Below are 12,836 nucleotides of genomic sequence, written 5' to 3'. Positions count from 1 at the left end.
CAATGGCACGTGAACACCCTTCTTTGGATTCTCCTGGGGCTCATCGCCTTGTGGATGGCCCTGCGCTTCCTCCCTGCCGGAGCTGACTGGCACCGCCCTCTGGTGGAGCTGATCGCTCTGATCGACCTCTTGGCCGTTCCCCTGTTGGCCATATTGATATGGACGGTCGTCGCAGGTGCCTGGCACCAATGCCTTCTGGCGCTGATTGAACTTACTCTGGTCAGCTGCCAACGCCTTCTTTACCGACTACCTCCAGCAGACCGGACCGGCCAACCATCTTCCGACCATGGACTGAGCGTCATGACTCTGAACTGTCGCTTCGGCCGGGCTGATCCTGAAGAAGTCGTGCGTTGCGTGCGCACCTATGGAGTAGAAGTGCTGGCCCTGCAAGAGGTAGAGGGGAAGCTGCTGGAATCGCTCCTGGATGCAGGCCTGAATCAGCACCTCCCCTACCTGACACAGGGTACTGCTAGCCCTGACGACAACGGCGGCTACAACGCCATCTTCTCGGCCCACCAACCCGTCAAAGCCTCGCCATCGGCTCTGGACCTTCCGGCAGCTGCAGTACCCCTAGTCGAGCTCAAGACCAGCTCCGGACCGATCCGAGTGGCCAGCGTTCATCCTAAATCACCCCAACGAGGCGCCAAACAGTGGGGCATGGGCATCGCTGCCCTGGCCAGGCTGACCCATCCACCCGTGCCCACCATCATCATGGGCGATTGCAACGCCACCCTGCAGCATCCGACCTTCCGGGCTATGCTGGCCAAATCCGGGCTGCATGACGCTTCTTTGCATCTGGAAGCCGGCAGCCACCTGACTTTCCCATCGGCAAGTGCGCTGCCCTCGTTGATTGAAATCGATCATATTCTGACGGACGGCGACCTGGTCCCACAATCCATGCACGCCCTACGGATTCCAGGCAGCGACCACCGAGCGCTGGTAGCCCGGCTGACTCCGCCGCATCGGCTCTGAACACCATACAGATTCACCACCCGCCATATCCCCCGGTTGAGGTATACTTTTGCTGTTATTCATGTCCGGAGGAGCCCTCTCATTCCGACGGCCGTGAGGAACACGCCAGGAGCGCCACCATGCCCCACATGGAGACGCCGCCGGGCACACCAAGTACCAAGGAGAGCCGTTTTGGCAACCAGAATTCGTCTGAAGAGAATGGGCAAGAAGTTCTACCCCTTCTACCGCGTGGTCGTGGTCGATTCCCGCAAGAAGCGCGATGGCAAGGTCATCGAGGAGATCGGCACCTACGATCCCAACACCCAGCCCTCTTCAATCAAGATCGACTCCGAGCGCGCCCAGTACTGGCTGGGTGTGGGCGCTCAGCCCAGCGACCCTGTCTTCAACCTTCTGAAGATCACCGGTGACTGGCAGAAGTTCAAGGATCTGCCTGGCAAGGAAGGCACCCTTAAGGTGCCCCAGGCCGAGATCGATGCCCAGGCCCGCATTGAACAGGCACAGAACGAAGCTCAGAAGCTCAAGGCTGCCAAGTCCGAGGCTGACGCCAAGGCCAAGGCCCAGGCGGAGAAGGAAGCCCCCAAGGCCGATGAGTCGGCAGATGCCGCCCAGGCCGAGCAGGCAGCTGAGTAAGGCATATTTACTGAGGATTGGAAGGACCGGCTATCATGCTTGCACAGGCCGTTGAGCACCTGATCAGGAACATCGTGGACTTTCCCGATGACGTGTCGGTCAAGTCCCACGAGAACTCTCGCGGAGAACTGTTGCGGGTGCGGGTCAACCCCGAGGATATTGGCCGCGTGATCGGCAGGGGCGGCAGGACCGCCAACGCCATCCGCACCGTGATCCAAGCGCTGGCAGACCACAAGGTGCGCGTCGACATCATGGACGTGCGCCGGTGAGCCCCAGCCGGTCCACCAATCACGACCCGCAGGGTCCGGACCCTCAGCAGCGAAGGTTGCTGAGGGTCTGCCGTATTGGCCGCGCCCAGGGACTCAAGGGCGAGGTCAACGTATATGCCTACACCGACGAGCCTGAGCGGCGCTTCGCCCCCGACTCCCAGCTGCAGACCGAGGACGGACAGGTTTTCACGGTGGTCTCCTCCCGCCGCTTCAAACAGCGTTGGATCGTCCTCTTCAAAGGCGTGGAAGACAGGAACACATCCGAAGCGCTGAACGGCATTGAACTGTATGTCCAGGCGGATCCAGCCCAGGAACTGGCGCAGGAGGATGCCTGGTATCCCGAGGATCTGATTGGACTCGAGGTTCGCATGGCTCCGGGCAACTCTCTGGGCGAGCCCTCCGGACGAGTGGTCGGCCAAGTCAGCGACGTGCTGGACGGCGTAGCCCAGCAGCAGCTGCAGATCTGCATGACCACCAAAGAAGACGACGAGGAGGCGGAAGGGCTGATACCCTTCGTCGAAGCCCTGGTACCCCAGGTTGACATTGAAAACGGGTACGTGGCCATCGACCCACCTGGAGGGCTTCTGCCTGGCCTGGTCTGAACCCGTCTTTCAGCAGAAGCGTATGTGGGGGTCAGCGTCCTTCTTCGAGCCGCTGACCCCCCACATATGGGAAATGCGCCCTGCCTAAGCAGGAAATGTTATAGAGCTACATGTCTTCAACCACAAGATATGTCATATCCAGGGGGCCATGCACGCCCACCACGATCACCATCTCGATGTCGCCCGTGTTGGAGGGGCCGGTGATGAAGTTGATGTTGGAGGTCTTGAGCTCACCTGAGACCAGAGCTGGGTCATAGTAGTCCATGGCTTGCCGTGTTCGGGGCAGGATCTTCGACTTGCGGATGATGCTCAGATAGTGCACCGGCAGGAAGTGGAAGGCACGACCCTGACCCGGGGTGGTAGCTACGGTGATGGTGCCCGACTCGGCCAGCAGGAAGTCCGCAAAGGCGATGGCTGTGCCGGACTCGTCGGCGGTCTTGATGTTCTCCTCGCGGCTGGCTCCCGGCTTCCAGAAAGTGGCGGGCGGGTTCAGACCGTCCCTCCACTCCTCCAGGCCGAAATCTGCAAACAGGTCGGAGGTGGGCAGCATCACATGGTCGCTGTCGTCCTTGCGCGAATCGATGAACTCGTCCAATGCAGTGGGCAACTCGGCCTTGGTGCAGGTGCGGAAGTCCACATGGACAGCCTCGCTGCTCTTCCGGGCGATCTCCAGCAGCTCGTCCTGGGTGTGACCGGACAGGGTGGTCTCCGGCAGGTCGTTGACCGGCACCAGAGGATGATCCTTGAGCTGGTGGCGGGGCCGTCCACTCTTCTTGGCCAGGTAGTCCAGGAATACCTCACGATCGGTCATGCCTGCTGCTCCTTCTTGTGATGAGCGAACCAACTGCGGAAGTTCTGCCCGTGCTTGGGCGGATCCGGCAGATCACGAACCTTGGTCCATCCGCCGAAGACGAAGGGCATCCATTCCACGTGCCGATCACTGGCGAAGAGGTTCTTGGCTGTCTCCGGCTGCTTCTTGGATATGGGCGTCAGCATGGTGTGATCCACCCCTAGGGCGGTGCGGAAGAGCGAGGAATGGCCAGTGCCCAGGCCCATGACCCTCATGACCGTGTCGTCGATCAGGTTGGCCTGGGACTGGTCATCCATCATGATCCGCCTGTGCTCGATCATAAGCTGATGCAGAGGGATCTTGACCGGGCAGGTGGCCGTGCATGCTGCGCACAGGCTGCAGGCGTAGGGCAGATCCCCGAAGTCGTCGTAGCCACCGTCCAGCACCGGCGAAAGCACCGAGCCCACAGGACCGGGATAGATGGATCCGTAGCCGTGACCGCCGATGTGCCGGTAGATGGGGCAGACGTTCAGGCAGGAGGCACAGCGAATGCACTGGAGGATGGGCTCGAAGACCGTTCCCAGGGCGTTGGAGCGCCCGTTGTCCAGAATGACCACATAGACATCGTCCGGTCCATCCGACTCCTGGCCGGTGCGTGGCGCAGTGTAGGTCAGATAAGAGGTCAGCTTCTGGCCGACAGCGGACCGTGCCAGCATGTTGTCCATGGTCTCGGCCTCCTTCATGGTCGGCACCAGACGCTCCATGCCCATGACCACCACCTGGGTCTTGGGAATGCACATAGCCAGGTCGGCGTTGCCCTCGTTGGTCACCAGGTTGATCATGCCGGTGTCAGCCACAGCGAAGTTGCAGCCAGTGATGCCCATGTCGGCCTCGAGGAAGTGCTTGCGCAGAACCTTGCGCGAGAAGCGAGCCATGTGCTGAGGGTCATTGTCGCCCTTGTAACCCAGCTTCTTCTCGAAAACCTGCCGAACCTGCTCGCGGTTCTTGTGCAGGGCGGGGAAGACCAGATGGGTGGGCTGGTCCCAGTCGTCCTCTTCCAGGATGAACTCGGCCAGGTCGGTCTCCAGCACCTCCAGGCCGGGCACCGTCATCAGCGTGGGATCCAGGTTGATCTCGCTGGTCACCATGGACTTGCTCTTGACGACGTGCTTGGCCTTTTTCTCGATGGCGATCTGCTTGATGTACTGGGCAGCCTCATCGTCGGTCTGGGCGAAGAAGACATGGCCGCCGCGCTTCTCCACGTTGTCGGCGAACTCCTCCAGGTAGTCAGGCAAATAGCGGATGACGTGCTGGCGGATCTGCTCGCCAAGGTCGCGCCACTGCTCCCAGTTGCCCAGCTCCTGTCGGGCGGCCTCACGCTTGACCCACTGCGCATCCTGGGCCTTGGCCACGGCCTGCTGGGCGAATTGGTCCTGCTCGGACTCTTTGACCCTGGTCAGGAAGGGAGCCTTGCTGGTTCGCAGATATTGTGCGGCCTTCTTGCCATTGACCATGCTGCTCATACCAGAGCCCCCTCTTCCTTGGCAGCCCTGACGGAACCCACGGCCCCATCGCCAGCAGAGCGGCCTTCCACATACTTGACACGGCTCATGTCCACGTTATGATTGAGCACCTCAGCCAGATGCATGATGGTGATCTTCTCGCCGCGCCGGTTGAAACGGCCGCCGATGTTCATCAGGCAGCCTGGATCGCAGGAGATGAGGACGCTGGCCTTGGTGCTGAGCACGTCGTTCACCTTCTCATCCACCATCTGCTTGGAGATCTCAGGCTCCTTCATGGAGAACATACCGCCGAACCCGCAGCAGTTCTCGATATGCGGCAGGGGGATCATGGTCAGACCCTTGACGTGGTCAAGCAGGGCGAAGGGGCTGGTCCGCTCCCCCAGCAGCCGTGTCATGTGGCAGGAACGATGGTAGGTGGCCACGGCGTTGAGTTCGGCGCCCGCGTCCAGCACGCCCAGCACACGATAGAAGAACTGCGAGAACTCATAGGTCTTGTCAGCCATGGTCTGGGCCTTGGCGGCATAGACCGGGTCGTTCTTGAGATGGAAGGGCAACTCCTTGAGCATATTCACGCAGGAGCCCGCCGGACCCACGATGTAGTCGGCGTCTACGCTCAGCAGGGCATCAACCTCGTTGCGCATGACCTGCATGCTCTCCTTGACATACCCGCTGTTGAAGGTGGGCTGGGCGCAGCAGATCTGCTCCTTTGGAAGGTAGGTGTCACAGCCGAACCGCTCCAGCACCTCCACCATGGCCTTCCCCACGTTCGGAAACATGAGGTCCACCACGCAGGTGGAGAATATTACTACTTTCATTACCGCACCTCTCTACAACCTTGCACGCCAGGTCCGAACCATCTCCGGATCGCGGAGAAACCCAACATCACTTGAACCCCTGATCCTCCCACCGCATCGCTGCCTTGCGACCAACCACGCCCATGCAGGCACCGATGTGCAATCCTGAAAGGACCCATCATTATCATGGTATCGACCTGGAATTCGCACCGTCGGGAATCGCCCACCCTCAGCTTTTGAACGTGTGAGATTTACCACATATATGCTACCACGGCAGGCTGGAAAGCAGTGGCATGTCAAGGACGAGCGGCGGCTCGTCTGTTCGCTACAGTGGAATAAAACCCTGCCAGTTCGTCCTCGGGAAGGGAAATCAAGGCATGACCAACTATATGCAGCTCCTCCTGCTCTATGCACCCGCCATCATCTTCGGCCTGCTCTTCCTCTGGGACCTGCACAAGGAGCCACGGCAGTTCCGCAATGCCATCTGGTTTCTGCTCCTGCTGCTGACCCTGGGCGGAGCGCTTCTTCTGCAGTTCGGCATGCGCTGGCTGATCCTGCCCCTGGTCATCCTGCTCATTGCCTCTCCCCTGCTGGTGATCTGCTTCCTGCTGGCCAACACTGTCATCGTCATCCGACATGAGGGAATCTCCCTGACCACTCTGCTGCCCGGGCTGCTGGCGCTGGCCGTGGTGGCCTACATGATTCTTTCGCCCCTCCTAGCAGGCTTTGGCGCTCCCTCATGGATGCAGAAGCTGGCTGGGCTGATCGACCTGGAAGCCACCTGGTTCTTCTTCTCCTTCCTGGCCCTGCTGCTCTATTCCAGTTTTTACAGGCTGCTGCCCCGTAAGCGTCGCTACGACTACATCATCGTCCACGGAGCAGGTCTGCGCGGCGAAGAACCCACGCCTCTGCTCCGGGGACGGCTGGACAAGGCTGTAGACCTCTGGAAGCGGCAGGGGCGCCTGGGACGATTCGTGGTCTCCGGCGGGCAAGGCCCCGACGAGGTGATCAGCGAGGCAAGGGCCATGGCTCAATATTTGCGCAACTCCTGCGGGGTGCCAGCCGAGGCCATCATCATGGAGGACAGGTCGACCACAACCCTGGAGAATCTGCGCTACTCCAAGCAGATCCTGGATGACCGCTACGAGATGGGCACCGGACCTGAGCATTACCGGGTGGCCCTGGTCACCAGCGACTACCACGTCTTCCGGGCCAGCGAATACGCCAGCAAGGTCGGACTGAATGCCGACGGAATCGGCTCACACACCAAGGGCTACTACTGGCCGACCGCCTTCATCCGGGAGTTCGTGGCCATCACCCGCATGCACTGGTGGCCCTACCTGGTCCTTGCGATAGGCTGGGCCGTCTGGATCGGCATTTCAGTCCTGCATTAACACCATCAACCCTTCAGAAGGAATCAGAGGTCATGCAACCTGAATCCCATCCCTATCCTGATCGGCCAGGCTGCGCTCCAGGAACCATGCCACCAGGAGGATGCCCAGGACGATGAGAAAGACGAAGACGAAAGCCCAGACGGCGCCGAACTGGAAGGCCTGAGGACCGGCATGGATCCCTCTGGCCTTGGGCATGCCAGTGATGATGGCAGCCAGGACGCCGGTCGAGGCGGCACCTGAATACTGCTGAAGGGTGTTGAAGAGCGCGTTGCCGTCAGGTACCAGTTTGGCTGGGATATGCTGCAGCCCGACTGTGAGCAGGTTGTTGAAGACGCAAGCCTGCCCGACCATGTAGCAGGCGTAGAGAAGAACCATCAGCGGGACGGACAAGTGCCGGCTGAGGACCAGGAAGCCTAAGGCCGAGAGGAAGAAGCCAGTGCTTCCCACCGCAAGCAGTCCAGGCAGGCCATGGCCATCCAGATAGCCGCCTGTGATGGGCTGGCAGAGTGCGGAGAGCAGGCTTCCTGGCAGCAGAAGCAGGCCGGCGACGGTAGAGGTCTCTCCCAGGACGGACTGGGCCATGTTGGGCAAGATAAACGTCAGGCCAATCTGAACGAACTGGACCAGGAAGTAGAGGATCAGGGCAAGGGTGAAAGTACGGTTCCGGAAGACCGCGATGTTGATCAGCCTGGTCCGCTGGCGCACAAGAGTCCAGACCCCTGCAACAAGTGCCAGGGCACCAATAAACAAGGACAGCCAGGTGATTGGACCATGCACATCCAAGGTGCTCAGACCCATGGTCAGACCGGTCAGGAAAATACCCAGAAGAAGGAACTGGAGCCAGGCGAAAGGACCGACATGGGCGCTCTCCCTGTCAACCGAGATGAGGGCAATAATCCCGAATACCAGCTCAATGGGCAGCACGATCAGGAAGATGGCTCTCCAGGATAAGGTCTGGATGACTGCTCCGCCAAAAGTCGGGCCCAGGGAGGGAGCCAGGGCCACCGCCATGCCGGCGCTGCCCACGTAACGACCCTGGATGTGGAGAGGAACCTTTTTCATGATCAGAGAGAACACCAAGGGAAGGGCGATACCAGTGCTAATGCCCTGCAGGAGGCGTCCAGCCATAAGGACAGGAAAGCTTGGAGCAAGAATGCACATCTGGTCGCTGCCCAGGAATATTCCTACGCTGGCCAAAATCAATGTGCGGGTTGTGAATGAGTGTTCCAGCCAGGCGGCGGCCAGAACCGTCAAGGCCACCACCAGCAGATAGCCGGTAGTCAGCCATTGGACTGTGCCCAGCCCGGTTTTGAAGTACCTGGTCATCTCCGGAAAGGTGACATTGAGCGAGGTCTCCAAAAGCACCCCGCAGAAGGCAAGGCCGGCAGTGCCGGTAATCAGCAGTTTTGTTTTCTTGTCAACATGGTCGACCATGGACCGTCCGCTCCTCACGCACCAGACTGTTCGCATAGCCATCACCACGGATCCGTACGGCATGGCATCATCCGATACCGCTCTCATTGCTGTTTACGCAACGGTTATAGCTCTCTGGCTGCGTTGATGACATCTCCCAAGCCGGATTCATACGCGACTTGAAGACCCAGACAGTGTAACACTCATAGGTGTACCAATCCGTGCCCGATTCCGACCCGAACAGGCTTGGGTAGAGTTGGTGGCATGCAAATCGATATCGTCTCTGTCTTTCCCGAGTATTTTGACGTAACTGGACTCAGTCTGCTAGGCAAGGCCCAGGAAAAAGGCCTGGTAACCATACACGCCCACAATCTGCGCAACTGGACCCATGACGTGCACCACTCCGTGGACGATACGCCGGTTGGCGGCGGAGCAGGTATGGTCATGAAACCCGAAGTTTGGGGTCAGTGCCTGGACAATCTGCTGGGCATGCCAGATGGACCGACTCAGCAACAACCGCCTTCGGACCAGACAGCCAACACCGCTGATGTTAATGGACAAAAAGAAGCGATGAAGAGGTCCGGCGAGAAAAGCGATGGCACAGCAGCCGAGGCCGATTCACCGGCAGACAGCTACAAGGCTGGTGCGGCCGGTCCAGTCCTGATCTTCCCCAACCCATCCGCACCCCTGTTCACCCAGGCCGATGCAACCGAACTGTCACGGGCGGAGAGGCTGGTATTCGGTTGCGGTCGCTACGAAGGCTATGACGCACGCATCCCCGACTACTACCGGAATCAGGGGATCGACGTCCGGGAGTACTCCATCGGCGACTACGTGCTCAATGGGGGCGAGGTGGCCGTCTCGGTCATGCTGGAGGCCATCACCCGGCTCCTGCCTGGGTTCATGGGCAATCCGGAATCCATCGTGCAGGAATCCTACACAGGTGATGAGCCACTGCTGGAATATCGCCAGTACACACGTCCCACCACCTGGCGTGGCATGGCCGTTCCCGAGATACTGACCAGCGGCGACCACGGAAAGGTGGACAGATTCCGGCGCGGCGAGGCCATCAGGCGAACCAGTCGGATCCGTCCCGACCTGATTGCCCGATTGGACTGTTCAACCCTCGATAAGCATGACCGCCGTCTTTTGGAGGATCTGGGCTGGGACACAAGAAAAACCCACCCGAGACCTCTGGACCAGCCATCAGACTGATCTGTCGTTAAATTGATCAACCTTTAAATTACAGGGCTAATCAGCGGGCTGTTAGATAATAGACTGCTGTTTCCCCATAGGTACGAGCCTGATCAATGGCCCATCCGTCAGGAGCCGTGGGCGGCAGGGTGCGTGTCGATCGCTCCAGAACAATCATGCCTCCATCGTCAACCATTCCTTGGGCAGTCAGACCGGTCATAATGCTTTGGCAGTCCTCCGTCGACAGATCGTAAGGCGGATCCATGAAGACCAGGTCGAAGCAGGCCTCGGACAGACCGGCATCCTCATGACCAGAGGAGAGGGGACGAACAAAGCGCTCGGCACGGTTTCTACTGACGCGAATATCCATGGTTTGATCCCAGGCCGGATGATGGCGCAACCCTGCGGCCGAACGTGACAAAAGTCCGGCGACACGACCAGAAGACTCCACGGCCACCAAGCTCTGGGCACCGCGGGAGAGGGCTTCGAATCCCAAAGCCCCTGTGCCGGCGAACAGGTCCAAGACCCGAGCGCCGGACAACAGGTCTTCGGACTCCAGATGGGAGAAAATGGCCTCCTTGGTGCGATCGGTGGTTGGTCGGGTGCCCTTGAGGGCCGCGGGAATGGGGAATCCCTTGAAGCGGCCGGCGATGATGTGCATATGGTCTGTTGTCCTTTCAGCTTGAGACCAGGAAGCCTTCGTTGCCCCTCATGAAGTCCAGAACGGCGCCAGCCAGTTCGGGCTGCCCGGCCAGAGCGGGGTCGGATTCCAGGAGTTGGTCTGCCTGAGTTCGGGCACGGGCAATCATGGGCGCGTCGGTGACCACCCGCAGAAGCTTCAGAGAAGAATGACCGCCGGACTGGGCATCACCCAACACGTCGCCGGCTCCTCTGATGCGGATATCCTCCTCTGCGATTTTGGCCCCGTCCGTAGTGTCACGAATGACCTCAAGCCGCTCGGCAGCTGGAGAATCCTCAGGGGCGCGCGAAATCAGGAAAGCCCAAGAGTCAGTGCCGCCGCGACCCACCCTGCCACGCAGCTGATGAAGCTGGGAGAGCCCGAACCGATCGGCATCAAAGATGACAATGCAGGAGGCTTGGGGCACATCCACCCCCACCTCCACCACAGTGGTGGCTACCAGCAGGGGGGTGCGACCCGAGGCGAAATCCGCCATAACAGCATTCTTTGTGGCGTCGTCATCCCGACCAGTCAGCGTGGCCATGGCAATGCCCTGGAATTGCGGCAGGGCAGCCAGTCGCTGACTCATTTCAACCACCGAGTGTAGAGGCGGACGCTGGCCATCACCTTGGCCTTCCTCAACCAGCAGTTCAGGTTGGGAGTCAGACGCACTGGATTGGCCGGAGCGGTCTGAGGAGGCCGAAGGGTCGTCCTCATCGTCGATGCGAGCGCAGATGACATAGGCCCGCTCCCCAGTCTCGATTCGCCGACGTAGATGCAGGAACATGGCACCCATGGTCGGTCCGTCAGACTCGGCGATGACGTGCGTGCGGACCGGTTTCCGGTTGCTGGGTAGCTCGGTCAGGGCGGAGATGTCCAAATCGCCGAACCAGGTCATGGCGGCTGTTCTCGGGATGGGCGTGGCGGTCATGATCAGCAGATGGGGAACGCGCTCGGATTTGCGGCGTAGCTCCTCGCGCTGCTCAACCCCGAAACGATGCTGCTCGTCGATAACAGTCAGGGCAAGATTGGGGGCCTGGAAGGTCTTGGAGAAGGCCGCATGGGTGGCGATGACAATGCAGGGACGGCCCGAAGCCGAGACAGCCAGAGCAGAACGGCGCTGGGCCAGTCTCATGCCGCCGGTCAGCAGCACCAAAGGCAGCACCAGCTGATCCTTCATACGAATCATGGTGACGTTGTCCACAGGCTTATGGCGGCCTTCGACGGCAGTAGCGGTCACATCGGTGCCCATGGCCTTGAGCATGCCGCCGATGGAGGCATAGTGCTGCTCGGCCAACACCTGGGTGGGAGCCACCAAGACAGCCTGATGACCAGCCTGAACCGCCTGGAGCATGGCTGCCAAGGCCACCACGGTCTTGCCAGAGCCGACCTCGCCCTGCAGAAGCCGCTGCATGGGCTGATCCTTGGCCATGTCGACGCCGATATCATTGATGACCTGACGCTGACCATCGGTCAGCTGGAATGGCAGAGAGTCGATGAAACGGGCAGGCAGGGTGTCTGAACGGTCAGCGCCCGAATCCGCGCATGGATAAGTGGGCTGTTGCTGGGTCTGTCGGCGGGTCTGCAGAAGGGCTGTCTGCGAGACGAAGGCCTCCTCATAGCGCAGGGTCTTGCGTGCCGCAGCGAAGTCGTCAGGGCTGTCGGGCGCATGCATGCCCAGCAGGGCACGAGCACGATGCATCAGCCCTTGGTCGACACGGACCTGCTCGGGCAGCACATCGGGTATAGCCCGACCCAACGCTTCTGGATTGATGCGGACCTCGGCACTGTTGTGTTCCTCTTCTGCGGCACCGGCTGCAGGGATGGTGCCAGATGCATCATCGGCCTGCGCCAGCAGACGCAGAAAACCCAGAATGACATCGTGAATATGGTCTGAGGAGATGCGGGAGCTGGCATGATAAACCGGCCGCGGTCGACGGACCCGCTCCAGGGCCTCGTCAAGGCTGGTCGCATCAGGCCGGGAAGCGTCCGCTGAAACCTCCTGATCAGCATCGGAGACAACCAGGGTCTCGGGATGGGTGAACTGGAGCTGATCCATGTAGATGCCGGGCTCACCGGCCACGACCAGATCCGCCCCCACCTGCAGCCGACGGACCATCCAGTCCATATAGGGCTTCTTGTGAGAAAAGAAAACCAGCCTGACCGACAGCGGAGTGCCGCCCCGACCGCTTACGAAGGCTGCATCATCCACCATCACGTCCAGCCGAAAACCCCGGTGCCCGCTCAGCGGCACCAGACGCACCTGATCAACCCGGGCGGTGAAGGCACAGGGCTCACCCAGCCGAATGCCGGCAATAGTGGTGATCTGCATGGGATCGGTAATGCGGAAAGGATAATAGGTCAGCGCATCCCCGACCGTGACCACGCCCAGAGCCTTGAGAGCGCTCACCCGACGCCTGTTGGCCACCAGCGAGGCCACGGTGCTGTGCAGACTTACACGAGCCACTGCCGACATACCCGATCACCTCCCGCAAGCGCCGACCATCATCCCTCAGGATGACAAGAACCCCCGGAGCTTATGCCCCCGGGGGTCCATATACGACCGACGAACCGCA

General features: G+C 60.4%; 12 protein-coding genes. 6 read left to right on the top strand and 6 right to left on the bottom strand.

The features are described from left to right. The first annotated feature begins 9 nt into the window (after nucleotides 1-9). From ACUIAG_RS08365 to rimM, 4 genes are all read left to right on the top strand, one after another. Nucleotides 10-972: an endonuclease/exonuclease/phosphatase family protein gene (locus tag ACUIAG_RS08365; RefSeq protein WP_445339647.1), complete on the top strand. Its 963-nt coding sequence runs from the start codon at nucleotides 10-12 to the stop codon at nucleotides 970-972. A gap of 171 nt (nucleotides 973-1,143) precedes the next feature. Then, entirely contained in the window at nucleotides 1,144-1,602 is a 459-nt protein-coding gene (gene rpsP / locus ACUIAG_RS08360; RefSeq protein WP_045923945.1) for a 30S ribosomal protein S16, read from the top strand. A 35-nt stretch (nucleotides 1,603-1,637) separates the two neighbouring features. Continuing rightward, nucleotides 1,638-1,871 (top strand): RNA-binding protein, encoded by a 234-nt coding sequence (locus tag ACUIAG_RS08355; RefSeq protein WP_015021362.1) that lies wholly within the window; start codon nucleotides 1,638-1,640, stop codon nucleotides 1,869-1,871. Next, a complete protein-coding gene (gene rimM, locus ACUIAG_RS08350; protein ID WP_445339646.1) occupies nucleotides 1,868-2,473 on the top strand; it encodes a ribosome maturation factor RimM in 606 nt (201 codons plus the stop codon). Before ACUIAG_RS08355 ends, rimM begins: the two co-directional genes overlap by 4 nt. 106 nt (nucleotides 2,474-2,579) lie before the next feature. Here rimM and ACUIAG_RS08345 read toward each other — a convergent pair whose 3' ends face one another. The 3 genes from ACUIAG_RS08345 to ACUIAG_RS08335 are packed head-to-tail and all read right to left on the bottom strand — an operon-like array spanning nucleotide 2,580 to nucleotide 5,601. Next, the gene (locus ACUIAG_RS08345; RefSeq protein WP_045923943.1) at nucleotides 2,580-3,284 is read right to left on the bottom strand and encodes a LutC/YkgG family protein; all 705 of its coding nucleotides are present in this window, start codon (nucleotides 3,282-3,284) and stop codon (nucleotides 2,580-2,582) included. Next, a complete protein-coding gene (locus ACUIAG_RS08340; RefSeq protein WP_229132675.1) occupies nucleotides 3,281-4,786 on the bottom strand; it encodes a LutB/LldF family L-lactate oxidation iron-sulfur protein in 1,506 nt (501 codons plus the stop codon). The genes ACUIAG_RS08345 and ACUIAG_RS08340 overlap by 4 nt, the downstream gene beginning before the upstream one ends. Further along, on the bottom strand, nucleotides 4,783-5,601 hold the full coding sequence (locus tag ACUIAG_RS08335) for a (Fe-S)-binding protein (RefSeq protein ID WP_445339645.1): 819 nt from the start codon (nucleotides 5,599-5,601) through the stop codon (nucleotides 4,783-4,785). Before ACUIAG_RS08335 ends, ACUIAG_RS08340 begins: the two co-directional genes overlap by 4 nt. A 356-nt stretch (nucleotides 5,602-5,957) precedes the next feature. On the opposite strand from ACUIAG_RS08335, the gene ACUIAG_RS08330 reads away from it, so the two are divergent. After that, on the top strand, nucleotides 5,958-6,974 hold the full coding sequence (locus ACUIAG_RS08330; RefSeq protein ID WP_445339644.1) for a YdcF family protein: 1,017 nt from the start codon (nucleotides 5,958-5,960) through the stop codon (nucleotides 6,972-6,974). 30 nt (nucleotides 6,975-7,004) lie between these two features. Here ACUIAG_RS08330 and ACUIAG_RS08325 read toward each other — a convergent pair whose 3' ends face one another. Continuing rightward, nucleotides 7,005-8,408, bottom strand: coding sequence for an MFS transporter (locus ACUIAG_RS08325; protein ID WP_445339643.1), 1,404 nt, complete (start codon nucleotides 8,406-8,408; stop codon nucleotides 7,005-7,007). 243 nt (nucleotides 8,409-8,651) lie between these two features. Between ACUIAG_RS08325 and trmD the strand changes: the two genes are divergently transcribed. Further along, on the top strand, nucleotides 8,652-9,602 hold the full coding sequence (trmD, locus tag ACUIAG_RS08320; protein WP_445339642.1) for a tRNA (guanosine(37)-N1)-methyltransferase TrmD: 951 nt from the start codon (nucleotides 8,652-8,654) through the stop codon (nucleotides 9,600-9,602). A gap of 40 nt (nucleotides 9,603-9,642) precedes the next feature. Here trmD and rsmD read toward each other — a convergent pair whose 3' ends face one another. Next, complete coding sequence (gene rsmD, locus ACUIAG_RS08315; protein WP_445339641.1) at nucleotides 9,643-10,242, bottom strand: 16S rRNA (guanine(966)-N(2))-methyltransferase RsmD; 600 nt, start codon at nucleotides 10,240-10,242, stop codon at nucleotides 9,643-9,645. A gap of 16 nt (nucleotides 10,243-10,258) precedes the next feature. After that, the gene (locus ACUIAG_RS08310; RefSeq protein WP_445339640.1) at nucleotides 10,259-12,736 is read right to left on the bottom strand and encodes an ATP-dependent DNA helicase RecG; all 2,478 of its coding nucleotides are present in this window, start codon (nucleotides 12,734-12,736) and stop codon (nucleotides 10,259-10,261) included. Between the last annotated feature and the right edge of the window lie 100 nt (nucleotides 12,737-12,836).

The organism is Bifidobacterium sp. ESL0825, assembly GCF_052606465.1.
Note: the sequence above shows the minus strand (reverse complement) of the source record. Positions and strands in the feature narration are given on the sequence as shown.

Coding starts and splice junctions, on each gene's coding strand:
- ACUIAG_RS08355 (WP_015021362.1), top strand. CDS start 1,638: ATGCTTGCACAGGCCGTTGAGCACCTGATCAGGAACATCGTGGACTTT.
- ACUIAG_RS08345 (WP_045923943.1), bottom strand. CDS start 3,284: ATGACCGATCGTGAGGTATTCCTGGACTACCTGGCCAAGAAGAGTGGA.
- ACUIAG_RS08340 (WP_229132675.1), bottom strand. CDS start 4,786: ATGAGCAGCATGGTCAATGGCAAGAAGGCCGCACAATATCTGCGAACC.
- ACUIAG_RS08335 (WP_445339645.1), bottom strand. CDS start 5,601: ATGAAAGTAGTAATATTCTCCACCTGCGTGGTGGACCTCATGTTTCCG.
- ACUIAG_RS08330 (WP_445339644.1), top strand. CDS start 5,958: ATGACCAACTATATGCAGCTCCTCCTGCTCTATGCACCCGCCATCATC.
- ACUIAG_RS08325 (WP_445339643.1), bottom strand. CDS start 8,408: ATGGTCGACCATGTTGACAAGAAAACAAAACTGCTGATTACCGGCACT.
- trmD (WP_445339642.1), top strand. CDS start 8,652: ATGCAAATCGATATCGTCTCTGTCTTTCCCGAGTATTTTGACGTAACT.
- rsmD (WP_445339641.1), bottom strand. CDS start 10,242: ATGCACATCATCGCCGGCCGCTTCAAGGGATTCCCCATTCCCGCGGCC.
- ACUIAG_RS08310 (WP_445339640.1), bottom strand. CDS start 12,736: ATGTCGGCAGTGGCTCGTGTAAGTCTGCACAGCACCGTGGCCTCGCTG.